Annotated in this window: 20 protein-coding genes; 8 read left to right on the plus strand and 12 right to left on the minus strand. The window is 67.3% G+C overall.

Annotation, left to right across the window (positions count from 1 at the left end):
- Nucleotides 1-12: 12 nt before the first annotated feature.
- Nucleotides 13-234: a hypothetical protein gene (locus tag KEG57_RS30065; protein ID WP_272421830.1), complete on the minus strand. Its 222-nt coding sequence runs from the start codon at nucleotides 232-234 to the stop codon at nucleotides 13-15.
- Between KEG57_RS30065 and KEG57_RS30070 the strand changes: the two genes are divergently transcribed.
- From KEG57_RS30070 to KEG57_RS30085, 4 genes are all read left to right on the plus strand, one after another.
- Nucleotides 233-1,069, plus strand: a complete 837-nt coding sequence (locus KEG57_RS30070; RefSeq protein WP_272421831.1) for a hypothetical protein — start codon at nucleotides 233-235, stop codon at nucleotides 1,067-1,069. The two genes, KEG57_RS30065 and KEG57_RS30070, sit on opposite strands and share 2 nt — an antisense overlap.
- Nucleotides 1,070-1,249: 180 nt before the next feature.
- Nucleotides 1,250-2,077, plus strand: a complete 828-nt coding sequence (locus tag KEG57_RS30075; RefSeq protein WP_272421832.1) for a hypothetical protein — start codon at nucleotides 1,250-1,252, stop codon at nucleotides 2,075-2,077.
- A gap of 137 nt (nucleotides 2,078-2,214) precedes the next feature.
- Nucleotides 2,215-3,045, plus strand: a complete 831-nt coding sequence (locus KEG57_RS30080) for a hypothetical protein (protein ID WP_272421834.1) — start codon at nucleotides 2,215-2,217, stop codon at nucleotides 3,043-3,045.
- Between the two features lie 165 nt (nucleotides 3,046-3,210).
- Entirely contained in the window at nucleotides 3,211-7,035 is a 3,825-nt protein-coding gene (locus tag KEG57_RS30085) for a serine/threonine-protein kinase (protein WP_272459085.1), read from the plus strand.
- Nucleotides 7,036-7,290: 255 nt separating this feature from the next.
- On the opposite strand, the gene KEG57_RS30090 is transcribed toward KEG57_RS30085, so the two are convergent.
- Nucleotides 7,291-7,971 carry a hypothetical protein gene (locus KEG57_RS30090; protein ID WP_272421835.1) on the minus strand — a complete coding sequence of 227 codons (681 nt, stop codon included), beginning with the start codon at nucleotides 7,969-7,971 and terminating at the stop codon, nucleotides 7,291-7,293.
- Nucleotides 7,972-8,480: 509 nt separating this feature from the next.
- Nucleotides 8,481-8,957: a hypothetical protein gene (locus tag KEG57_RS30095; protein WP_272459069.1), complete on the minus strand. Its 477-nt coding sequence runs from the start codon at nucleotides 8,955-8,957 to the stop codon at nucleotides 8,481-8,483.
- A gap of 750 nt (nucleotides 8,958-9,707) precedes the next feature.
- Here KEG57_RS30095 and KEG57_RS30100 point away from each other — a divergent pair.
- Complete coding sequence (locus tag KEG57_RS30100) at nucleotides 9,708-9,968, plus strand: hypothetical protein (RefSeq protein ID WP_272459070.1); 261 nt, start codon at nucleotides 9,708-9,710, stop codon at nucleotides 9,966-9,968.
- A 10-nt stretch (nucleotides 9,969-9,978) separates the two neighbouring features.
- Here the strand turns inward: KEG57_RS30100 and KEG57_RS30105 are convergent, their stop codons facing one another.
- The gene (locus KEG57_RS30105) at nucleotides 9,979-10,551 is read right to left on the minus strand and encodes a hypothetical protein (protein WP_272421838.1); all 573 of its coding nucleotides are present in this window, start codon (nucleotides 10,549-10,551) and stop codon (nucleotides 9,979-9,981) included.
- A 1,112-nt stretch (nucleotides 10,552-11,663) separates the two neighbouring features.
- On the opposite strand from KEG57_RS30105, the gene KEG57_RS30110 reads away from it, so the two are divergent.
- Nucleotides 11,664-12,596 carry a hypothetical protein gene (locus tag KEG57_RS30110; RefSeq protein ID WP_272421840.1) on the plus strand — a complete coding sequence of 311 codons (933 nt, stop codon included), beginning with the start codon at nucleotides 11,664-11,666 and terminating at the stop codon, nucleotides 12,594-12,596.
- A gap of 4 nt (nucleotides 12,597-12,600) precedes the next feature.
- Here the strand turns inward: KEG57_RS30110 and KEG57_RS30115 are convergent, their stop codons facing one another.
- Nucleotides 12,601-13,485, minus strand: coding sequence for a hypothetical protein (locus KEG57_RS30115; protein ID WP_272421842.1), 885 nt, complete (start codon nucleotides 13,483-13,485; stop codon nucleotides 12,601-12,603).
- Between the two features lie 231 nt (nucleotides 13,486-13,716).
- Here KEG57_RS30115 and KEG57_RS30120 point away from each other — a divergent pair, with 231 nt between their 5' ends.
- Nucleotides 13,717-14,715 carry an RNA polymerase sigma factor gene (locus KEG57_RS30120; protein ID WP_272421843.1) on the plus strand — a complete coding sequence of 333 codons (999 nt, stop codon included), beginning with the start codon at nucleotides 13,717-13,719 and terminating at the stop codon, nucleotides 14,713-14,715.
- A 6-nt stretch (nucleotides 14,716-14,721) separates the two neighbouring features.
- On the opposite strand, the gene KEG57_RS30125 is transcribed toward KEG57_RS30120, so the two are convergent.
- Entirely contained in the window at nucleotides 14,722-15,306 is a 585-nt protein-coding gene (locus KEG57_RS30125; protein ID WP_272421845.1) for a TetR/AcrR family transcriptional regulator, read from the minus strand.
- A 93-nt stretch (nucleotides 15,307-15,399) separates the two neighbouring features.
- Entirely contained in the window at nucleotides 15,400-15,795 is a 396-nt protein-coding gene (locus KEG57_RS30130; RefSeq protein ID WP_272421846.1) for a hypothetical protein, read from the minus strand.
- 75 nt (nucleotides 15,796-15,870) lie between these two features.
- Between KEG57_RS30130 and KEG57_RS30135 the strand changes: the two genes are divergently transcribed.
- The gene (locus tag KEG57_RS30135; protein ID WP_272421847.1) at nucleotides 15,871-16,494 is read left to right on the plus strand and encodes a hypothetical protein; all 624 of its coding nucleotides are present in this window, start codon (nucleotides 15,871-15,873) and stop codon (nucleotides 16,492-16,494) included.
- A 12-nt stretch (nucleotides 16,495-16,506) separates the two neighbouring features.
- On the opposite strand, the gene KEG57_RS30140 is transcribed toward KEG57_RS30135, so the two are convergent.
- From KEG57_RS30140 to KEG57_RS30160, 5 genes are all read right to left on the minus strand, one after another.
- On the minus strand, nucleotides 16,507-16,941 hold the full coding sequence (locus tag KEG57_RS30140; RefSeq protein WP_272421848.1) for an STAS/SEC14 domain-containing protein: 435 nt from the start codon (nucleotides 16,939-16,941) through the stop codon (nucleotides 16,507-16,509).
- Between the two features lie 35 nt (nucleotides 16,942-16,976).
- Complete coding sequence (locus KEG57_RS30145; protein ID WP_272421850.1) at nucleotides 16,977-17,411, minus strand: STAS/SEC14 domain-containing protein; 435 nt, start codon at nucleotides 17,409-17,411, stop codon at nucleotides 16,977-16,979.
- An 82-nt stretch (nucleotides 17,412-17,493) separates the two neighbouring features.
- Nucleotides 17,494-17,943: a hypothetical protein gene (locus tag KEG57_RS30150; RefSeq protein WP_272421851.1), complete on the minus strand. Its 450-nt coding sequence runs from the start codon at nucleotides 17,941-17,943 to the stop codon at nucleotides 17,494-17,496.
- Between the two features lie 112 nt (nucleotides 17,944-18,055).
- Complete coding sequence (locus tag KEG57_RS30155) at nucleotides 18,056-19,054, minus strand: hypothetical protein (RefSeq protein WP_272421852.1); 999 nt, start codon at nucleotides 19,052-19,054, stop codon at nucleotides 18,056-18,058.
- Between the two features lie 10 nt (nucleotides 19,055-19,064).
- Complete coding sequence (locus tag KEG57_RS30160; protein WP_272421854.1) at nucleotides 19,065-21,881, minus strand: hypothetical protein; 2,817 nt, start codon at nucleotides 21,879-21,881, stop codon at nucleotides 19,065-19,067.
- Between the last annotated feature and the right edge of the window lie 49 nt (nucleotides 21,882-21,930).

Consider the following 21,930-nt stretch of genomic DNA (forward strand, 5'->3'; position numbering starts at 1 on the left):
GTAAGGGCCGCATCAGGTTTTTACTGTATGCAATGCGTCGCGATCGTGCGCCGACGCACCCTTCTTATTTGGCGTCGCGTGGCACTTGCGCATGTTGAGCAATTTCGGCGCAGTGGTTTCGCCATTTTTGTGCTTGCTTCGTTCTTGGAATGCATCTAGACATAATGGAATGTCCGGAAACTCTGCGACATTCGGCTCCGTTGGTTTCTTGCTGCAGGAGCGGAGGTCAATCATGCGTGTTCTCGGTCGAGGGGCTCAGCTCGTGGTTTTGGCGGCGGCTCTTGGAGGGTGCACCGCGGAGGTGGGGCCGGAGGAGGATGCGGTCGGGGTTGCGGAGGGCGAGATCGTCAAGACCAATGCGCTCAACGTGAATGCGCTCAACGTGAACGCGCTCAATGTGAACGCGCTCAACGTGAACGCGCTCAACGTGAACGCGCTCGATCCGGATTCGCTCTCGGCGATCCGGAATCCTGGGGCGAACGGCGACCTCGCCCGCGAGTTCGTCAAGTACGCCGTGAGCTGCGCGCTCAATGCGGGCCAGACGTTCGAGTTCTCCTGGACCGACGCGCAGGGCGTCGAGCACCCCGAGGTTTACGTGGGTGCGCTCGGGCTCTCACCGGACTGGCACACGGGCCCGCTCGACCTGACGGGCCAGCGCATGGTGAGCGCTTGCCTCGCGGGGCTCACGAATTACTACGGCACGCACGTCACCATCTCGATGCGCGCGCCCGAGGTGCCTTTGAAGGTCATCGACCCGGCCGAGCTCACGAACTACCCGAACATCGAGGGCGCGTTCTGGGGCAACCTCTGGGGCGATACGTCCTATGTCCACGCCTGTTACAACGCCGATACGATCGCGAACTCCCGCGCCCATTCTCGCGACTGCGCCGCGGGCCACCTGAACCCCGACAACTCCATCGACGAGTGCGGCCTCATCGATATCGTGGGTCCGTGCAGCGAGGTCTGCGAGCCGGTGAACGGTGAGACGGGCGCGTACCCCTCGTGCATCGTGCACCCGGGGCAGGATCCCACCATGACCGAGCACATCATCACGACCGCGCTGCCCTGAACGGGCCCTTTCCCACCGGCACCGTCCCGTACACCCCCCCTCCATCGCGCGCGACCGGCCCGATGCTCGCGCCGCGCAACGCGTTGTGCCCTCCGATCATCCAAGCACGAACCCGTCGGCGATCCGTCCGGCACTCGAAGCGGTCGTCCACGGGGTTCGAATCCGTACAAGGGAGGGCTTATGCAAGTTTGGTTCAGGACGATAGGGCTCCTGGTTTGCTTATCGGGTTGTGCAGGGGTCGGCGAGATCTCCGAGGACGTACTCGAGGCCGAGGGCGTGCTGGTGCAGGGTAACAAACTGGCCGCGAACTCGCTCGCGTTGAACTCGCTGGCGCTGAACGGAATTGCCCTGAATGGGATCGGGCTGAATTCGATGGATCCGACGTCGCTTTCGGCCATCCAGGACGCGGGCGTGAAGGGCGCGCGTGCGCGCGCGTTCCTTCGTTACGCGATCGGCTGCGCCTTCGCGCCCTCGCAGAGCTTCGCGTTCACCTGGTGGGACGCGGCGCGCGTCGCTCACGAAGAGACGTACCACGGGGAGCTGGGCGTCGCCCCCGGCTGGTCCACGGGGCCCCTCGACCTCCAGGGGCAACGCATGGTGAGCGCCTGCGTGGCTGCGCGGGTCAACTATTACGAGGTGCCGGTGCTCATATCGATCCGATCGACGCAGCCGCCCCTCGAGGTCCCCGGGGACAAGGAGCTCGACCATTTCCCGGACGTCGAGGGCGCGTTCTGGGGCAACCTCTGGGGCACCGCGCCCGCCATCTACGCTTGCTACAACAGCGAGACCGTCGCGAACTCCCGCGGGTGGAGCCGCGACTGCGCCGCAGGGCATTTGCGCGACGACGGCACGATCGAGGAGTGCGGCATGATCGACATCGTCGGCCCCTGTAGCGCCGTGTGCGGACCTTTGATCAGCGGCGGTCGATACTACCGATTATGCGGCGACAAACCTGACGGGAAAGGCAAATCGAAAACGAACCTCGTCGTGACGACCGCGCTGCCCTGATCGCCGCTCCGACCCGGACACCTTTCCGCGCAGCGTGCGACCGAGCCGCGCAACGCATTCCAGCCAGAGATCATCGAAGCCCGATACCCCCCGCGGACGAACCGCCCCGGGGAGAATGCCGTTCCTTGGAGGTGGACATGCGAGCTTGGTCGCCGTTGATGATGCTCTTCGCGTTGACCCCCGGTTGTACCGCTTACATCGACGAGACTTCTGATGACGTCATGGAGGCGGAGGTCGCGCTGGTGCAGGGAAACCACCTGTCTTCGAACGCGCTCGCGCTCAATTCGCTCGCGCTGAACGGGATCGCCCTGAACGGGATCGCGCTGAATACCCTCGACCCGAAGGCCCTCACGGCGATAGAGGACCCGGGGTCCAATGGCACGCTTGCCCGTCGTTTTCTCAAATATGCGGTCGGCTGCGCCTTCACCACCTCGCAGAGTTTTTCCTTCTCCTGGACCGACGCGTCGAACGTGGTCCACGACGAGACGTATTGGGGCGAGCTCGGCGTCGCGCCCGGCTGGGCCACGGGGCCGCTCAACACACAGGGGCAGTACATGGTGAGCGCCTGCCTGGCGGCCCGCGTCAATTATTACGAGGTGCCCGTCGTCATTTCGATCCGATCACTCACCGAGCCCTTGAAGACGCTCAGCGGCAGCTCGGAGCTCGCCGCGTATCCGGACGTCGAAGGCGCGTTCTGGGGCAACCTGTGGGCGCCCACGCCGTTCCTTCACGCCTGCTACAACAGCAATACGGTGACGAACTCCCGATCCTGGAAACGCGATTGCGCCGTGGGGCACCTCGTCGCCGGCGGAGGTGTCGAGGAGTGCGGGATGATCGACATCGTCGGTCCCTGCTCCACGGCGTGTCAGACCTTGAACGGCGCGGGTCAGTATTATCCGTCCTGCACCGAAAGGCCCGGCCAGAGCTCGACGACCACGAAGTTCGTACTTACCACTGGATTGCCCTGATACCACCCCGAAAGTGCAGTCTCTCTTTCCACGCCTTCCTCCGTTCCAGGCGGGCTCCACACCATTACATTCGACCCGGTCGGATATCGATTGTCGTTTCCTTCCCGATGGCCCCTGGACGCGGGAAATCCTAGGGTTACGCTTCCCCTTGTGCGGCCGGGAGAAGTGCTCGGTGGGCGCTTCCGCGTCGAGGCGCGTGTCAATGCAGGGGGGATGGGCGAAATCTTTCGCGCCATAGACCTCGTGACCGGTCACGTCGTCGCCGCGAAGATCCTCGTCGCCGTTTCTCCCGAGAGCCTTTCGCGCTTCCGTCGCGAGGCGCAGATCCTGGAGCGCCTCTCGCATCCCGGCATCGTCCGCTACGTCGCCTACGACACGTCCTCGGCGTCGAGCCCGCTGCTCGTGATGGAATGGCTCGAAGGCGAGGACCTCGGGCGCAGGCTCGCCCGCGGGCCGCTGTCGCTCCGCGAGACCCTCACGCTCGGCCAGCGCCTCGCCGAGGCCCTCTCCGTCGCGCACGACGCCGGCGTCGTGCACCGCGATCTCAAGCCGCAAAACGTCTTCCTCGTCAACGGTGCCGTCTCCGAGCCGCGGATCCTCGACTTCGGCATCGCGCATTGTGGTGAAGCTTCGCGCATCACGCAGACCGGCACCGTCATCGGCACGCCGAGCTACATGGCGCCCGAGCAGGTCCGCAGCGGCAGCATCGTCAAGGCGAGCGCCGACGTCTTCTCGCTCGGATGCCTGATGTTCGAGTGCATCACCGGCGCGCCGCCCTTCCGCGCCGATCACACGATCGCCGTCCTTGCGAAGATCATCTTCGAGGACGCGCCCCGCCTCGCCGAGCGCGCGCCCGCTGTGCCCTCGTGGCTCGATGGCCTCGTCGCCCGGATGCTCGCCAAAGACCCGCTCGGGAGGCCACAAGACGGCGCGGCCGTGGCGTTCGCGCTCGCCGCCGAGAAGGACCTCGAGCCCCCGAGCTCGGAGGCCCCACGCTCCTCCGCGCCTCGATCGACGCTCGGGGAGGGCGAGCGGAGGTTCCTCGGCGTCGTGCTCCGCGGCCGCCGTGATACCGCGCTCGGCCCGTTCGGCCCGGCGACCACGCTCGCCTGCAACTCGCCCACGGACGACCTCGGCGCGATCGCCGAACGCTTCGGCGGGCACCTCGAGGTCTTCGCGGACGGCACCGCGGCCGTGGTGATCGATCGGACGCGCGTGCCCACCGACGTCGCGGCCCACGTCGCTCGCTGCGCGCTCGCGCTCTGGGAGCGCGCGCCCGGGGCCGCCATGGCCGTCGCCGCGGGCTTTGGCGAGCGCGCGCGGGGCGTGCCCGTCGGCGAGGCCATCGACCGCGCCGCGCGCCTCCTCCACGCGCGGAGCGGCGAGGCCCGTATCGCCCTCGACGAGACCACGGCGGGCCTGCTCGACGCGCGCTTCGACGTCGAGGCCCAAAAGCGCGGCGGCTTCGCGCTCCTCGGCGAGCGCGCGAGCTTCGAGGTCTCGCGGCCCCTGCTCGGCAAGGCCACGCCTTGCGTCGGCCGCGAGCACGAGCTCGGCCTCTTCGACCTCACCTTCGCCGCCTGCAAAAGCGAGCCGGCCGCGCGTGTCGTCGTCGTCTCCGGCCCCGCGGGCATTGGCAAATCGCGCCTGCTCCACGAGTTCGTCGAGCGCCAGCGGGCCGCCGTCGAGCCCGCCGAGATCTGGTTCGGCCGCGGCGATCCCTTGCGCGTCGCTTCGAGCTTCGGCCTGCTCGCCGAGGTCCTGCGCGGCGCCTCGGGCATTCGCGGCGGCGAGCCCCTCGCGCGCCGCCGCGAGTTGCTTTCCGCCCGCGTCGCGCGCCGCGTCCCCGAGCGTGATCGCCGCCGCGTCGCGAGCTTCCTCGGCGAGCTCGCGGGCGTGCCTTTTCCGGACGACGAGGACTTGCCGCTCCGCGCCGCGCGGCAGGACCCCGAGCTTTGCGGCGAGCAAATGCAGCGCGCCCTCCGCGATTTTCTGCGCGCGGAATGCGGGGACAAACCCTTGGTCCTCCTCCTCGAAGACGTGCAATGGGGCGACCGCGCCTCGCTGCTCGCGCTCGACGCCGCGCTCGAGGGCCTCGCGTTCGAGCCGATCTTCCTCCTCGCCTCGGCGCGCCCCGAGATTGACGAGCTCTTTCCCGGCCTCTGGTCGAGCCGCGGCCGGCAGGACGTGCGCCTCCGGCAGCTCTCGCCGCGGGCGTGCGTGCGCCTCGTTCGCCACGCGCTCGGCGAGCTTCGCTCTGGGCTCGAAGAGCGCCTCGTCGCGTCCTCCGAGGGGCATCCGTTTTTCCTGGAAGAGCTCATTCGCGCCGAGGCCGAGGGGCGCGGCGGCACCCCGCCCGGGACGGTCGTGGCCATGGTGCAATCACGCCTCGAACGATTGGAGCCGCGCGCGCGCCGCACCTTGCGCGCCGCGAGCATTCTCGGCGAGGTCTTCTGGCGTGGCGCGGTCGCGCGCCTCGCGGGCGAGGACGACGAATCCGTCGCGCGTGACCTCGCGGCCCTCGTCTCGCACGAGATCGTCACGCGCCAGCGCGAGAGCCGCATTCCTGGCGAACCCCAATATGCGTTCCGACAGGCGCTCTGGCGCGAGGGCGCATATGCGATGCTCACGGACGAAGATCGCACGCTCGGCCATCACCTCGCGGCCGAATGGCTGGAGGAGAAGGGCGAAGCCGACGCGCTCGTCCTGGCGGAACATTTCGAGCGCGGCGGCGCCTCGGCGCGGGCGGCCTCGTTTTACCTGGCCTCGGCCGAGCAATCGGCGGCCCGCAAGGATTACCTCGACGCCGAGCGATGTTATGGCAAGGCCGAGGCGCTCTGGGGCGAGCTCCCAACGCGCGCGCAGCGCGGCCGTGGCCTCTCGCGTTTTCGCCTCGGCCGCTTTCACGATGCGCTCACCGAGCTTGCGCGGGCGCGCGAGGGCGCGGCGCGGCGCGGGGAGGCGTCGCTCATCGTGGAGCTTTACCTCGACGAGGCCATGGTGCTCGACTGGATGGGCGAATATCGCGAAGCCGAGCGCCGCGTGCTCGCCGCGCGTATCGAGGAGCAGGCCCTCCCTTCGCGCTCGCCGCTCCTCGAAGCGCGCCTTTTGCTCGGCGTCGGCCGCTCGGCATTGCGTGCCGAGCGCGAGGAGGAGGCCGCGGACGAGCTTTCGCGCGCGGCCGAGCTCGCGAGCCGCCTCGGCGACGAGGGATACGAGACCTACGTGATCGCGCATCTGCTCCTCACCTACCTTCTGCCCTTGCTCGGCCGGGTCGACGAGGCCGCGGCATTGCTCGACGAGGTCATTCGCCGCTGCGAGGAGCGCGGCGACCTTTTGCACCTCGGCGCCGCGTGGAACACGCGCGCCATGGTCCGGGGCATTCGTGGCGATCGCGAGGGCATGATCCGGGACTTCGAGCGCACGAGTGAGCTCGGCCGCGAGCTCGGCCAGCCGACGATGGAGCTTGCGGGTCATTACAACCTGGCCGAGCACCTGTACTGGATGGACGACGTCGAGGCCGCCGAGCCCATGATTCGCGCGGCGCTGGCCGTCGCGGCGCGGCGTGCCGGCTGCGTGCGTCCGGCCATGCTCGCCCTGCTCGACGCGCGTATTGCCCTCGCCCGCGGCGATGCGCGGACGGCGCGGGCCATTGCCTCTGCATTGCGCGGGGGCGCGGCCGAGATGTCGCCCTCGGAGGACGTGCTTTGCACGATGATCGAGCTCGCGACGGGGGACGACGGGGGCTCCCTTTCCGACATCGAATCGGCGTGGGAGGCGCTCGAAGCCCGTTCGGCGCGCGCGAGCGTGGGGCAGGAGCACATCGAGGTGCTGGAGGCGCGGGCGCTGCATGCATCTCGCCTCGGCCAGCGGGAGCGGGCGATGCGTCAGCTCGAGAAAGCCATTGCAGCGGCGTCGCGGATTCCGAATGTGATGAGCGAGCGTCTGCGGCGGAGGCGGGACGAGCTTGCGTGCCTGGGCGCGGCTTGATTCAGCCCTCGTGGCCGCGTCGTCTGGCGTGTCTCGTGGAGCAGCCCCGCGAGCTTCTGCGCGGCGGGCAGGAGCCCGCCGGTGGTCCGTTCATGGGACGATCCGGGCTCGCCGGAAGCTGGGTGCAGGGATCGCGGGTATGGGTGGGTCGAGCCCGACAGCCGTGGGCGCCCCAATCACGGGGGCCATCCACCGTGAGGAGGACCACGGACGGCGCTGTGGCCGTCATGGGCCACAGCGCCACGTGGGTGGAAATCAGTTGACGTTCGTCGCTTCGTCGTAGAAGCGGAGCTGCGCCACCTTCAAGCCGTTGTTGTCGTAATCCCAGAGGAAATTCTCGTATCCATCGGCGAAGAGCGGCACACGATCGATGTCGCCGTCGCCGTCCACGTCCGCGTACACGTAGAGCAGCTCCTTCGAGACGTTCGTGAACGTCTGCTTGCCCTTCGTGCGATCGAGCTCCATCGAATAAACGCTGCAGTACTCCTCCGCCTCGTCCGTCGGGCTCGTCACCGTCTCGGTCATGCACGTCGTGGTCGTCGATGAGCCGCCGGGCGTACCGAGCGGGCGCGCGAACACCGAATACGAGGTAATTCCGTCGTTATCGGCGTCGGCCGCGGGGAGCTCGAATTTCGCGCCGTTGGCGTCGGTGCCGTTGGCATCGAGCACGTTGAAGGACGGACCCTCCGCGAGGTAAATCTGCGCCGGTCCGTCGAGCGGCACGAAGATGCGGCTGCCACTGTTTCCCGTCATATCCGGGTTCTTGCCCTTCGGAACGCCGATGATGTTGAGCGTGTGATGCGAGCCGCTCGGGGCGCCATTTCCGTTCGCCTGCTCCGCCACGCCGAGATCTCTTTCCTCGTGCAGTTCGGACGCGCAGCCGAACAGGAGAGCGCAGAGAGGAAGAGCAGCAAAAGTGAATTTGATCGTGTTCATTGGGGGACGGCCTCCTTTTTGGGAGCCGGGGGCTCCATGTGTTGGCGCATTCTCCCATGGCACCAGCCATACCAAGTTTTATATGTTTTCCTCGCCGTCCGGACGCGCGCCCTATGTGCAATGCAAGCGCGGTGGTCATTCAGCTGTGCATGAGCTGCCTTCTATGGTCTGATTGCACGGCGAAGTGACCACCAAGTGATGTGACCCACGTGCTCACAGGGGAGAGGTTACGCTGAGATCGTGCTCTGCGAGCACTGGGCGGTTGCCCCGGACGGGGAGGGGAACGGCGAACCACGCATTTCGCCGCGAGCGATTTGGCCATTTGTCGACGTCGTCACGATGCTCATGAGCTTCCTCAGCGTTGGAGACGGAAGCTCACGAATCGCCCAGGAGCGTTCGGAGGGAAAGGACGACGAGGAAGCAGACGATCGATGGTTCGATCGGGAATGTGATGAGCGAGCGGCTGCGGCGGAGGCGGGACGAGCTTACGTGCCTAGGCGCGGCTTGATTCAGACTTCCTGCTTTGGCTCCTTGGCTTTTTCTTTCGTGGCCGCGGCCTTGTTGGCCGGCCCATACTGGTAGTCCATCAAGGGCGCGACGGGACCGAGCACCTCGGCGCCATTCTGCACGCGGTCTGCCCTGCGCTTGGCCTGCGCGGCGTTCTCGGCGAGGATCGTGGCGATCTCGTGCCGTGTCGTCTGGCGCGTCTCGTGGAGCAGCTCCGTGAGCTTTTGCGAGGCGGGCAGGAGCTCGCCGATTCGCTGATCCCGGGCGAAAGCAGCGGCGAGCCGCTCCTTGTCTTTCTCGTTGAGCCCTGCGCGGTCGGCGTCTTCGGGCTTCAGTCCGAGGAGATTCTTGACGGCGGCCTCGAATCCGTCGCGTAGCTTCGTGAGCTTTTGAATCTGCTCCGGCGTGATGTCCGTTACCTTGATATCGCTTGCGTCGATGAAGAGGTCGCCGACCTCGGGGTACTTCGGGGTGCCCATGACCGCCTCCCTTTCTGTTCTACGGCGCTCGGCCGTTTGGTGTAGACGAATGCACAACGCTGGCGGACGTTCAAACCTTCCAAGCCGAGGGCGGCATCCTCGGAGGCTCGGGCGAGATGCCTGGGGAGGGGAGGCGGAGCCGTCGCGAGGAGGGCCCGCGGCTCCGAGCGTGGGCGGCTCGGGGTGGTGGGGCGGCGGATGGCCCTGGAGGGCATCGGGATAGCCTTGGAGGGTCGTGAGACATGCTCCAGGGCCATGGGCGAGCCGTGGAGGCCATGGGGATAGCCTCGGAGGGTCGTTGCCGACCGTTGGAGGGTATCTCGCTTTCGTGGGGACCCTGGGCGATGGGCTCCACGAATGCGGGGATGTGCTTCGGGGGTGGGTCGGTGGGCTGCGCGGGTCGGGGCCTCGGGTCGGGGATTGTTGGCCCTGTCGGGGAGGGTCTGGCAAGGAGGATTTCACATGCGCGGGGGTGACGCGCGGGCGCTGCAGGCAGCGGCAGACAGGGGATGTGTATGCAGAGGGTCGTTGTCGGGGTCTTGGTCGCGTGGGGGGTTCTGTTCGGGGTGGGGTGTGAGAGCAAGTGCCGAAACCCGAAAACACACTGATCTTGGTGGGGTCGAAGGCCCCGCCATTCAGTGTAACGTCACCATTATATGCCCGAATCAGGCAGGGCGTCCTGATTCCGTGGAGCATTTGCAGGGGAACGTGGATCCGGTCATTCGCGATCATGGCTCCTGGAATCAAGGCATGTGCAAGAAGGAAGCCATGAAAATAAGGACCTACGAGACAGAGATAAAATGCGAGTTCGAGGCCGCTCCCGCGTTGATCTGCCTCGACGGCGCTGGCACTTCGAACGGGCCCGACTACACGGGGCCGACCGGCGGGACCCTCGTCACGATCGGGGTGGGCGTTGGCACCGGGGACTATTGGTTCGACGAGGAGGAGGGGGCAGGCGGAGAAGGGGGCTTCGATGCCCACCCCGGGGAGGGAGGCCACGGCGGGACCTGAAGTCCAGCCTTCACCGCGGCGAAGATGATTGTGCGCCTGGAGTGGGAGCGCGTGCAGGGATGGTGCGTTTACGAGGGATGGGCGTGACGGCGTCGAAGCGGGCCAACCAATCGGTTCGGGCGAGAGCCGGGCAGTGTTGCTCGACATCCACGGGGAAGCATTCATCGAAGGCGCGATACATCGCCTGATACGTCGCCTCCGTGGGGTCGTCCAGCAACACAAAGAACCCGGCCTTGTGTCCGCACCGGGAGCGAGCCGCATCGACGTTGCGCCAGAAGGCGGCGCCCTGCATGTCGTCACAGGGGGCGCAAAACATGGGGTCGAGGCCCGTGCACTCGGCTTGCTTCGGGCAGATCGCGCGCACGCAACCAGCGACGCACGCGTCCACGAACTCTTCGTCCACGTACGGACAGACGTCCCATTCATGGCAGCCATCGAAGACGTACCCGAGGTCATCCTCGCAGTGCTTGTACATCGGGTCATCCTCGTCCGGGCCGCGCGCCCCCAGGATGAGCGCTGCGGCGGCGGCGATGACGAGGGCGGCGAAGGCCGCGCGGCGTGTCTTCGGGCTCGGAGCTCTCACAAGGGTGCACCTTACATCATCGGAGCCGGGATCGCGAGTCGGTTCGTTCTTCCCGGTTGTCTCCACGCCCCGCCTGGCTCAGCGTCCCTCCACCGAACCGGGGCCGACCCCGGAGCCGGGGGCCAAGGCGGGATCTGAGGGTTGTCGAGGAACACATGCACGGAGCTCGACCCGATCTGGTGTGGAATTCCCTGCGAGGACACTACGGGGGCCACGTTCTGGGCCCACATGCACGTCGTCCAAGGCCGGTGCGGCCATCTTTTCGACGATCTCGATGGATCTCGATGGCAACGGCAAGCTCGACGAGTACGAGCACGATTCCTTCCTCCTTTGCACCGACGCCGAAAGCAAAAAGCTTTGCCCTGCGGTCCTTACGTGGCGGGACGAGCTCAACGAAGAAGAGCAAGAAGAACTCAGACGAAGGAGCATCGCTCCCGGGACGCCCAGCTCGGCCCAGTAACGTTCCCCGTCGCCGCCCGCGCCCCCTCCCGCAGCCCCCCTCCCGTTTGTCCCGATCCCTCCTCCCCACCCGCCCGGCCAAGAACAAGTTTTTCCGGGTACGTCCACTTTTCCTCTTGCCTTTCGCCCTCTCCTCGGGCAAACCTTTTTGCAGGAGGACGGGCCCACGCTCCGCGCACCTGCGGCTCGCGAGCACCCACCCGGAAGCACCGGGAGACGGGACCGAGCAAAACCCAAAAAAACAAATTGTGTGGACCTCGTGGGAGTGCGGTCCTCCGTTTTTTTTAGACCATCGTACCTCGTTCGTCCCGGGATCCCGGGACGAACCTTTTTTGTGGATCGGGTTGCCTTGTCGGTGACAACCCCGGTATGCTTGCGGCATGCGCAAGGTAGTCGGGTTCTTGTTGGTGATCGCGGCGGGGTGGGCCGGCGCGGTTGGTGTTCTGTCCTGCGGCCTGGACAACGACCCCGGTGGCGATTGTCCTCCGGAGGTTCCGAACCGGTGTTGCCCTTGTCCCTTTCCAGAGGCGTGCTCTGATCCGGACCGTCCGTGGATCTACACGCCGAAACCCATCCCGTGGGACTGCCCGAACGCCTGTGATGGTCCGCCCCCGCTCCCCCCGAAGTGCTCGGATGGGGGAGCGGATGGAGGGATGTCGTCGCTTTGTCCGGGCGGCGGCGAATGTGTAGACGAATCTCCGAAAAACTGGACGCTCGTCGCGTTTTTCTCCGACTGGCGCGAGCCGCCGCCGTGCCCCGACGACGCGCCGATTCTCGCGTTCGAAGGGATCCCCGCGCCCCCTCCTCTTCTATGTGGCGAGTGCTCGTGCGAGGAGCCCGAGGGGTCGTGCAAGCTGCCGCAGACGTGGACCGTCAGCTCCACCGGCTGTGATGATCCCGGGGGCGGTGTCAAGACAAACTTCGATCCGTCGACAAACTGGGACGGCACCTGCAACCAGGACAAAGCGATCCCTTCCGCCACGCTTTGCGGCGGCGTGCCGTGCGTCCGGTCGATCACCATCTCGCCTCCGGTGATCGAGGAGCAGCCTTGCAAGGCACATACAAAAGGAGATCCGGGGCAGGAGATCCCCAAGGTCTGGAACGGTGGACCCGAGACCCCCCTCGGCCGGGTGTGCACGCGCGCCGAGCCCTGGCCGGTCTGCCACGGGCAGAGCGAAAAGGTCTGCGGGCCGGCGGGGGACGACTACTCCTCTTGTATCTTCCGGGAGGGCGAGCACCTCTGTCCGGAGGGGTGGACCGGGGAGCGGCACGTCCTTTACGGCGTGGTGAAGGACGAGCGCGAGTGCTCGGCTTGCACGTGCGAAGCGCCGACCGGCGGGATGTGTGAGGTGCTGATCTCCGCCTGGAGCAGCCAAGGTTGCTCCCAGGTCGCCATCGCCCGTCCTATCTCTGCGGGGATGGTCGCTCCGTGTGACGACTTCATGCCCGGCACCCAGCTCAGTGGGAAGACGGCGGAGCTCCTCAACTACACGAAGGGCACGTGCACCCCGAGCGGGGGCCAGGTCGTCGGCGAACTGACCCTTGACAAACCCGTAACGGTATGTTGCCGGGCGGCTACGTCCTGACTCGCTAGAACGTGAACGCGAGCGATGTGGTCACGCTCATCGCCAGCGGGAAGGGATCCGAGAAGCGTACGCCGTTCACCGTAAGCTGTCGGGCGAGGACGAACCCGAGCGCGTCCACGTCCGATCGCCACGTCACTCGCTCCCACACGGGGATTTCGGCCGCGACGCGCCCACCCAGCCCAAGCAAGGGGGACGCGTAAGGATTCCCGTACAGCCGGTTCGTCCCACTCCCAAGCAGCACGCCCCCCGCCAAGAGGCCACACGTCATGAACCGCCCGAACCGGTAACACCCCGCCACCGTCCCCAGGTATGTCTCCACGTCCACCGACGTGGGCCCGTCCTGCGGGTTCGCCGTCATCCACGGCCACGCCGCGACGTCCAGCCCGACGACCCACCGGGGCGCCACGTTCCACCCCGCCGACACCCGCGGCGCGAGGAACGGCTCGGGCGCCACGTTCAGGAAGGCCCCAACCCCCGCACCCAGAAAAAACCGCTTCGGAAGCGGAGGCGGCCTCGGCAGCGGAGGCGGAGACGGCCGCGGTTGTGGCTGCGGAGGCGCTGGCGGACACGGAGGCGCCGGCGGCTGCGGAGGCGGCGGCGGTTCCGGCGGCTCGAACGCGCCGAGCAGCTTCGCCGCCTCGAACGCCGTCGCGTAGAGCACCTCGAAGCACTCCGTCGCCGGCTCGTAGCTCCGATGCACCTCCTCCGCGACGTCCCCAGCCTCGTCCACGATCGTCACGTCGGCGAGCTTGGCCGCGTCGGGCGCGCGCCGGATGCGCACGGTGAGCGTCCGCGCGGCCGGCGGGTCGAACGTGGACACGGACACCCAGTTCGTGAGGATCGCCATGAAGACGAGCGGCCTGTCGCAGAGGGGCAGCGCGCGATCCACCCTGAAGTCCAGGCGATGCCGCGGGACGTCCGCATGCGCCCGCGCCTCCGGGAAGAGCGCCCCGAAGGCGAAGCAGGCCGCGGCGAGGCCGCGCCGTGGCCACCCGCGCCTGGCCCCGGGACCGGCCCCGCCCGGGACGATCGTCGAGGCGCGTGTCGATTTTTCTGAACAACAGGGCCGCTCGCGACCTTTACATGCATGAGGTCTGCTTTTGCGCGCGAGGACAAACCGATGGCCGGACCGGACGAGGACACGGAACCACCCAAGAGCGGCGAGCCCATGGCTCGGGCGTTCGAGCTCACCGTCCCCGCCTATCGGGAGCTCGTCGAGCGAATGGTGGCGCACGTGCATCGGATCGGGCTTGGAGCGCATGTGCATGGGATCGACGTCGTGCATGATGCATTCGTGACCGCATTAGGCAAGCCCATTGAGGAACAACCGAGCACACACGAATGGGAAGAGTTCGTCGCGTGGATGTGCAAGCTCGCTCAATATGCGGCCCTGTCAAACCTCAAGCCCAAGCGCCGGCGGACATACGTTTCTCTCGCGCCGCTCGGCGACCTCGACGAGCGGATCGCCGGAACGCGGGATGACGAGCACGACGCCGCGGTGCGAATGGCCTATCACGCGCTACCGGCCGAGATGCGCGATATCGTCGGCGCACACGCGGTCGAAGGAAAAACCATACGCGAGATCGCCGCCGAGACGAAGCTGGCCCCGACCACCGTCTTCCACCGCTATTCTCGTGGCATCGGTCTCCTCCACACGAGGCTCGAATTCGTCGAAGAGGCGCCATCGCGTGCTATCGGGCGGAGCGCCATCGCCCTGCCGTTCCTGCTTCTTGTCCTGGCCGCGCGCGTGGCACGCGCGGCTATCTCCTCCGCATTTGGGCAGCTCCGCACGTCCCTCGCGCGGTCCCCGATGCGCGTCATGGGCAGCGTCGCCGTGGGCGCGGCGATCGGCATGTGGCCGTCCGGGGGGACACCGCAGGCCATGCCGGGCACGATCACGGCAAGTCAAGCCACCCGCGCCGACGTCGTCCGCCGGGACGAGCCGCGAAGCATTGCCACGATCCAGGGCAGCGACGCACGCACGGAGGACGCCACACGGCATGGAAGCCCAAGGCGTCTTCCGCTGGCGCCGCCCCAGCGTGACCATGCAAAGCCCTTCGATTGGATGGCTGCGAATGCCACGAGACGCGGCGAGGCGAGCGTTACGGGCGCGAAGTAGCTTCGCTCAACGCCGCGCGATGACGCCACCAAGCACAATCGCATGCATAGCCGCATGCAATCGCCCCACCTCGTCCCGTTCTTCCATGAAGATCCACGGCGGCGCGAAGCTCTTGTAAGCCCGGAGCAAGACCCGCGCCGCGAGATCCGAATCGGCCACGTCGAGCTCGCCGGCCTCGGTCCCTCGCCGAAGCAAGTCCGCGAGCAGGGCCCGTTCTTCCTGGTAAAACCGCTCGGACGCGCTCTTCACGGCGGGGCTCCCGCAATGGAACAAGTCACACGCGTGCGCGCCGCCGTCCGCCTGCGTGAAATACGCTCGCAGCCGCGCGTCGAGCGCGCCCACGAGACGCTCGCCGAACGAGCGCCCGTCCGCCACCGCCGCCGCCCGCATCGCGTCGAGCACGACGTCGTACCGCGAGCGCGACAGCTCCTCGACGATCGCCTCCTTCGACGAGAATTCGAGGTACACCGTACCCACGCCGACGCCTGCTTCCCGCGCCACGTCCGCCACCGTGGTTTTTTGCGGCCCGTAATGCCGGAGCAAGCGATCGGCGGCCTGGAGAATCTGCTCGCGGCGCGCGGTGTCGTTCATGAACCTTCCCTCGAACCGTGAACGAGTTTGCCACAGGTTCACGTCGAAGGGATCCCCCCATCGTCACGGCCCTGCTCGGGCCGTGCGTCCGGGTCACTCCGTGGGCGCGGTGCGCGGGGCCATCGGGCCGGGGGAGGTGCGGGGCGTGGCGCGCAGATCCGCGGGGGCCGCGCCGCCCTTCGTCGCGCCGGTCGGGGCCGTCGCCGCGGGCGGCTGGGCCGCGGCCGTGGTCGTGCCCGTGGGCTTCGGGGCCGCCGAGGAGGCAGGATCGGGGGGCAGGTCGGCGGCGGACATGGCGGGCACGGGCAGCGGGCCGAGGTCGACCTTGGGCGGGCTCGCGGGGACGACGTCCATCGGCTTCGGGGCCGTGAGCGGCTCGGCCGAGGCGGCGGGGGAGGGCGAAGGCGCGCTCTCTTCGCAGCCGAGGGCGAAGGGCGCGAGCCCGAGGGCGAGCGCGGCGACAGCGAGCGACGTCTGCGTGTGGGTCATGCGTTCCGGCTTAACAGAACGGCGGCGCGGCGTCACCGGCGCGCGGTTTGCAGCCCCGGACGGCGGGGGAGAGCCATGGTGCGTGGGGCGCTTTGCGGGGGATTGCTCCTGCTCGGCGGGTGCGTGGTCGTCATGCGGGACAATGCGCCGCCCGCGAACCTGCCCCTCGTCCGCCAGATCCAGCAGGAAGCGCTGCGGGTGTCCCCGCCGCCCGACATGTACGTCGCCCCCGAGCGCTTGGCCGAGCGCAGCTCGGACTTCAGCATCAACCTGCGGCGCACGCTGCTCGGTCCGATGCCGCCGAGCGACGCGGACATGGCGCTTTTGCTACGGCTCTTCGCGCTCACCTTGGAGGAAGTGCCCGAAGGCGAGCGGGTGGGTACGAGCGTTGCGGCCGCGGAGATGCAGGAGGCGGCCGCGGCGATGCGGGGCCCGGGGCTTTCGGGCTCGCCGCCTTTGCGCGCGGCCTTCGTGCGTGGGTTCTCCGTCGGCGTGGAGACGCTGCTCGCGCTCGCGGAGGGCCCGTACGGCGGCGCGACGAACGACCTCGTCGATCGCACGACCGAGCTCGAATCGAGTTATGCGGTGGCGATGGGAGAGCCGCAGCCGATGCGGTACGAGGTGGCGCTCGAGGTCATGCGGCGGGCGCAGCTCGTGCTGAAGGAGATCGAGGAGATCGTGAGCATGCCGGCGCCCTGAAAGGCCGCTTTCTCAGCGGGGATGGGCCGCCGCGTGTGTGGCCTCGAAGGCGCGCCGCTGGGCGTGGAGCCACGGGAGCGCGGTCGCTTGGTCGTCGAAGAATGCATAAGGAAACGATAACTTCGGCGAGAGCACCTTCGTCGCGCGCATGACCATTTCGGCGACCACGCGCAGGGCGAAATGGGCGCTCACGAAGGCGAGGGCGTCGTACGCCGGCACGACGCGGGGCCCCAGGATCCGCACGCGCCGGGGCACCGTCGTCACGCTCGACACGTCCGCCAGCGTGAAAAGCCGTCCCTCCCGTTCCTTCACCGTCCGAAGCACATCGGTGATGGCAATGACGTCGTCGATGGCGATATCCGGCTTGAACTCGACGACGACCATGTCGGGCGTCACGAATCTGACGCAATGGTCACCGAATCGGAGGACCGTGGGTAGGGAGGACATGGAAAGCTACTTGTATCGCGCCGAGCCTCGATCCTTCAAGCGGCGTGGTTTGAGGATGCGACGCGCGGCTGTGAATGAAGCCAGGCGAGCGCTTCCTCCTTGTGATCGAAGAATGCGAAGGGGTAACGCGGCCGCTCGGGTTTCAGGATCCGGATGGCGGCGATGATCATCTCGAGGACGACCCGCACGCCGAACGGCGCGCCGACGAAGGCCAGGGCCGCGTGCTTGGAGGCGTCTTTGCGGGCGCGGACCGCCTCCCGGAGGTCGCGCGGAACGCTCTTCAAGGGCGTGATATCCATCAGCACCTTGCACGGACCTCGCTCGGCCGTCGTCCGGTATACATGATCGAGGACGCGGTTGCAGTCGTCCACCTCGAGCGGAACCGCGAACTCCAGGACGAGCAGGTCGGGCGGCACGAACGTCACGACGTGCGGGCCGAAGCGGATGCGTTCCGTCGAATCGTTTTTCATGGGCAAGAGGAGCGACCGGCGCCGAGGATCGATAGGTTACCACGAGGCCTACACGAGCGGCGCGCCTCCCGCACGGTTTGCGTCAGCGCGACCCTTGGGGCGTATCGTTCGCGCGGCGTGGGGCGGAGGGGGCGGCGCGGAGCCAGGTGAGCGCTTCCTCCTTGCGATCGAAAAAGCTGTGGGGATACGCGGGTACGTCGGGCCGGAGGATTCGCACGGCGGCGATGATCATGTCGATGGCGACGCGCACGCCGAACCGCGCGCCGACGAAGGCCAGGGCCGCGGTCGTGCTCTTGGTGTTGCGGGTGCGGATCGACTCCCGCACGCCCCGGGGCACGTTCGTCACGTGGGTGATGTCCATCAGCACCTTGAGCGGGCCTCGTCGGGAACCGGTTTGCCACATCAAGTCGAGGATACGGCCCGCCTGGCTCCCATCGAGGGGAGAGCCGAAATCGACCTGGAGCATGTTGGGCGGCAGGATGGTCACGAGATGCGGGCCCACGGCAATGCGTTCCGGCGAATCGTTTTCCATGCGCAGAACGAACCGTACCAGCGTTTTTCGTGGCGTCTAGCGCCCTGATTGTGCGGTAATTCCGCAAAGGATACACGATTGCCAGGGGAGGCCACGCGTGTGAACTTCGTGGTCAAAGCGTTCCCTTGAACGTGAAACCACCCACGATGTAAGGCACCGTAGCGGCGACTTCCTGCCCCGTCCGATAAGGGTTCCGGATCCACCAGCTCACGTTCAAAAAAATGCCGGGCGCATTGAAACGTTTGGGGCCATTGTGCTCGGGGAACTGCCATCCGACGAGTGGTCCCGCGAACTCGACCGGCGTGATCTGCTCGGCCCGCGCCTCCTCCCCGGCAATGATCTCGGCCGGGAAAAACGTGTGATACACGCCGTGCCGCGCGCCGGCCATGAGGCCGAACGAGGTCACGAAGAGGAGATCCGTTTCGTTCGAGACCATCCAGCCGTCGTCTTTCGCGAGCATGCCGAGCGGGAGATCGAAATAGAATCGGTCGCCGGGCGTGATCGTGAAATCGGTATGGATGAACTGCGTGTCCGACACGAGCAGGAACGGCCCGCCCTTGGCCTGCAAGATCACGTCGGCCGTGAAGATGCCCCCGGTCGTCGGATAGGCGAGCCCTTGCTTTCCGCGCTCGATCTGCCGCACGTCGCCGAAATCTTCGGAGACGTGCTTGAACGATTGCAGCGTGTCGTACGTCCCGAAGAGGGCCATTCCTTCGTAGGCGAACAGGAATTGCAGAAACGCGAGCGGCTGCACGTCGAGGCGCAGCCCTCCGCGGATGTACGCCGGCGTGATCGTGGTGACGGCGTTGATGCCGATGTACGTGCGCTGGAGGAGGATGTTCTCCTGCGGGCCGAGCAGCGGGCGCTGGTAGCCGATGCGGAAGAACGTCGAGAGCCCGAGCGGATTGTAACGCACCGCGGTCGTGCTCCGGTAGACGAACCCTTTGTGCACATAAGGCTGTTCGTCTTTGGGAGCCTCGTCGTTTGGCGGCGGATCGTTCGGGGCCGGATCTTTCGGGGGATCGGCTGCAAAAGCGGGGGGCGCGAAGAGGAGCGCCCCCAAGAGGATCCACGCCCGCGCGCGGCTGCGCGGGCCGGTCTTCGGCAACATGAGGCCGACGTTACACGATCGGCGCGCCCGGCACTACGCGAGCGGCGTCGCCCACGTCGAGCTCGCCCTTCGTGGGGGTTGCCGCGGCATCGATGATCGAGCGGAGCGTGGGCATCACCTTCGTCCCGCCGAGCACCTCGGAGAGGATCGTACCGACGTCTTTGCCCTTGAAGAGGCTCACGAGGTTCATGTTCCCCGCGACCTCGGTCAAGAGCAGCTTGTCGCCGAGCCCGACCATGGCCTCGACGAGCTGCTTCTGCACGGCCTGGCGCTCGGCCACCGTCGCGCTCGATTGCACCTCGATGAGCTTGATTTCGAGCTCGCGCAACCGCGCCGCGTAAGCGAGCTCGATCTCGTGCGTGAGCCGCTGCGCCTCGGCGCGCGCCTCCGCGTCTTTGCGGAAGCCTTCGAGCAGCGCCGCCTTCTCCTCGTTCTCGCGCGTGAGGCGGGCCTTTTGCGCATCGGCCTCGCGCGCGTCCGCGAGCGATTGCCGCTCCTTGTGCACGGCCTCGTCCTCGCGCGCCTTCGCGAGCGCGGCCTCGTGCGCGAGCTTGCGCGAGAGCTCCTCGAGCTTCGCCGCGCGCACCCGCGCCTCGGCGAGGAGCTCCTGCGTTTGCCGCTCGACCTCGGCGCGGAGCTTCGCCGACGCGAGGGCTTCCTGCGCTTTTCGATCGCCGATCGCGAGCGTCACGCTTTCGGTCTGCACCTTCTGCATGAGCGCGGCGACCTCGCGGTCCTCGATCTCCGCGCCGAGCACCTCGACCTCGGAGAGCAGCGTGCCGTTCTCCGTGAAGAGCCGCCCGGGCCGCGCGCCGTCCTTGCGCTCGCCGAGCAGCGTGTCGCGAAACGCCGCGGGGAGCTCGGGCCAGAGCGTGGAGAGCGACATCGTGCGGCACTTGCCGCGTACGATCGAGCGGAGGCGATCCACGATGAACTGGATGTAATTCTCGTGGTTGAACCACTTGTCTTTATGGTCCGGCAGGAACTCGACCGAATACGAGACGCGCACCGAGATCTTGACGAAATCGGCCGTCTCCACGGTGATCTTGTCGGAGATGCGGTTGCCCACGGTGCGCAAGAAGCAGGTGCGGAGCGGGCCTTCGTCGCTCTTTGGCGTGCCCGTCGAGAGCGAGAGCGAGGTGAGCGACTCCTCGTAGCCGAGCAGCGTCACACACGGTCCCTCCACGACGCGGCGCGAATTCGCGCTCGTCACGAGCACGGCCGTGTTGTTCGGCACCAGGATCGAGAGCGCCCACGGCGTGGTGATCGCCCTTGGGGTTTCCTTGTGCGGCTCGTTCGAGGCGATCCACAGGTTCCAGTCGTCCGCGGGCACCGTGCGCGTGACCTGCACCTCCTTGCGCGGGTCGACGAGGTACGATTGTTTGCCGCGCACGAGGCGCACCTCGCCGGTCGCGAGGTCACGCACGTAAATGCCGCTCTTCTGGTCGATGCCGATGGCCTCGATGAAGACACGGCTATGGTCGTTGCCCACGACGGCCTGGCCGGTCTCGGGCGAGAGGCACTCGATTTCGTTGAAGGGGACGAAAAACGTCGAGACGCCCGTGAGGAGGAGCTCGTCGCCGGGGAAATATTCGTCCTTCGCGAGCTCGAAGCCGCGGGGCAATTTGGCGGCGAGGTCTGCCCGCTTGATCGGCGCGATGACGCGCAGCCACAGCGCGCGCTGCGGCAAAAGCTCGTACGCGTCGTAGACACGATTGCGCGAGCCGAGGGTCATGAACGTGTCGTACGGCCCAGGGAAGACACGCGCGGGGCCGACCTTGATCTCGCGTTTGCCGTCGGCGTCGACGATCACGCAATACTCTTTTTCGCCGAGCACGACCGCGCGGCGAATGAGACGCGCCTGCCGCGCCTCGGCTTCGAGCGCGCGACGAACCGCGGAAGACGCGAGCAGATCCTGCACCGCCGCGGCGCCGATCTTGGCCTCGGGCGCGGCGACCGCGGGCGCGGGCGCGGCCTGCGGCGTGGGCGGGACGGCCGAGGCGGGCTTGCGTCCGCGCATGCGCGCCGATTGATCGATGAACTGGTTCGGCACCTTGCTGCGCGCCTGGCCCCGGAACGCGGGGCCCTCGTCGTCGGCCGCGTATTCCTCCATCGCGGCCGTTTCCTCGCCGCTCTGCGCGAGCACCTGCCGCGCGATCGCCGCGCTGATGGCCGCGCCGCTGTCGTCGATCGAGGTATCCGGCACGATGTCCACGCCCGTCGGCGGGATGTAAAACTGCGTATCGAGCCCACGAATGACGATGAGCTGCCCGCGTTTCAGCGGCACAGGCGAAACGGCGCCCACCGTGGTCGTCGGCTGCTCGTCGAGGTTCTCCGCCGTGGCCCGCGTGATCGCCGCGGATCGCGCCGTCACCTCGTAGTACGGCGCATTCTTGTCGACCTCGCCGTACACCTTGACGACGAGGTATTGATTCGAGGCGAGCTCGTGCGCGTCGCGCACGTCGGCACGCTGGCCGGGGCGCAGATAGAAGCTACACGGCCCGGGGATCATCGAGCGCGTGCCATTGCGGAGCGGGCGCGACTCGTTTCGGCCATTCTTGAAGCGCCCGTTCGGGCCGCTGTCGCTCTCGAGGAGCGGGTTGAAGAGGACCGCGTACTGGTTGTCCCCGAGCTCCACCATGCTTTGCGGTTTGCCCGTGGTGTCCTCGCGGAAACCGCCCAATCCGTCGTCGATGACGACCCGATCGGCCGCGGTCGGCGAGACCATCGTGGGCCCGACGTGCAAGGTGACCTCGCCCTTGTCGTCGTCCTGCACCCACAGGAATTGCCGCTCGGTGACGGGTATCTTTCGGCTGGTCCGTTCCATGTCCCCTGTTCTTCCTCCCGAAGGCCAAAGCCAGCGCCTCAGGGGAACA

The organism is Polyangium jinanense (assembly GCF_028435365.1).

Coding starts and splice junctions, on each gene's coding strand:
- KEG57_RS30080 (WP_272421834.1), top strand. CDS start 2,215: ATGCGAGCTTGGTCGCCGTTGATGATGCTCTTCGCGTTGACCCCCGGT.
- KEG57_RS30120 (WP_272421843.1), top strand. CDS start 13,717: ATGGCCGGACCGGACGAGGACACGGAACCACCCAAGAGCGGCGAGCCC.
- KEG57_RS30065 (WP_272421830.1), bottom strand. CDS start 234: ATGATTGACCTCCGCTCCTGCAGCAAGAAACCAACGGAGCCGAATGTC.
- KEG57_RS30100 (WP_272459070.1), top strand. CDS start 9,708: ATGTGCAAGAAGGAAGCCATGAAAATAAGGACCTACGAGACAGAGATA.
- KEG57_RS30095 (WP_272459069.1), bottom strand. CDS start 8,957: ATGGGCACCCCGAAGTACCCCGAGGTCGGCGACCTCTTCATCGACGCA.
- KEG57_RS30140 (WP_272421848.1), bottom strand. CDS start 16,941: ATGTCCTCCCTACCCACGGTCCTCCGATTCGGTGACCATTGCGTCAGA.
- KEG57_RS30070 (WP_272421831.1), top strand. CDS start 233: ATGCGTGTTCTCGGTCGAGGGGCTCAGCTCGTGGTTTTGGCGGCGGCT.
- KEG57_RS30130 (WP_272421846.1), bottom strand. CDS start 15,795: ATGACCCACACGCAGACGTCGCTCGCTGTCGCCGCGCTCGCCCTCGGG.
- KEG57_RS30125 (WP_272421845.1), bottom strand. CDS start 15,306: ATGAACGACACCGCGCGCCGCGAGCAGATTCTCCAGGCCGCCGATCGC.
- KEG57_RS30135 (WP_272421847.1), top strand. CDS start 15,871: ATGGTGCGTGGGGCGCTTTGCGGGGGATTGCTCCTGCTCGGCGGGTGC.
- KEG57_RS30150 (WP_272421851.1), bottom strand. CDS start 17,943: ATGGAAAACGATTCGCCGGAACGCATTGCCGTGGGCCCGCATCTCGTG.
- KEG57_RS30090 (WP_272421835.1), bottom strand. CDS start 7,971: ATGAACACGATCAAATTCACTTTTGCTGCTCTTCCTCTCTGCGCTCTC.
- KEG57_RS30155 (WP_272421852.1), bottom strand. CDS start 19,054: ATGTTGCCGAAGACCGGCCCGCGCAGCCGCGCGCGGGCGTGGATCCTC.
- KEG57_RS30075 (WP_272421832.1), top strand. CDS start 1,250: ATGCAAGTTTGGTTCAGGACGATAGGGCTCCTGGTTTGCTTATCGGGT.
- KEG57_RS30110 (WP_272421840.1), top strand. CDS start 11,664: ATGTCGTCGCTTTGTCCGGGCGGCGGCGAATGTGTAGACGAATCTCCG.
- KEG57_RS30145 (WP_272421850.1), bottom strand. CDS start 17,411: ATGAAAAACGATTCGACGGAACGCATCCGCTTCGGCCCGCACGTCGTG.
- KEG57_RS30160 (WP_272421854.1), bottom strand. CDS start 21,881: ATGGAACGGACCAGCCGAAAGATACCCGTCACCGAGCGGCAATTCCTG.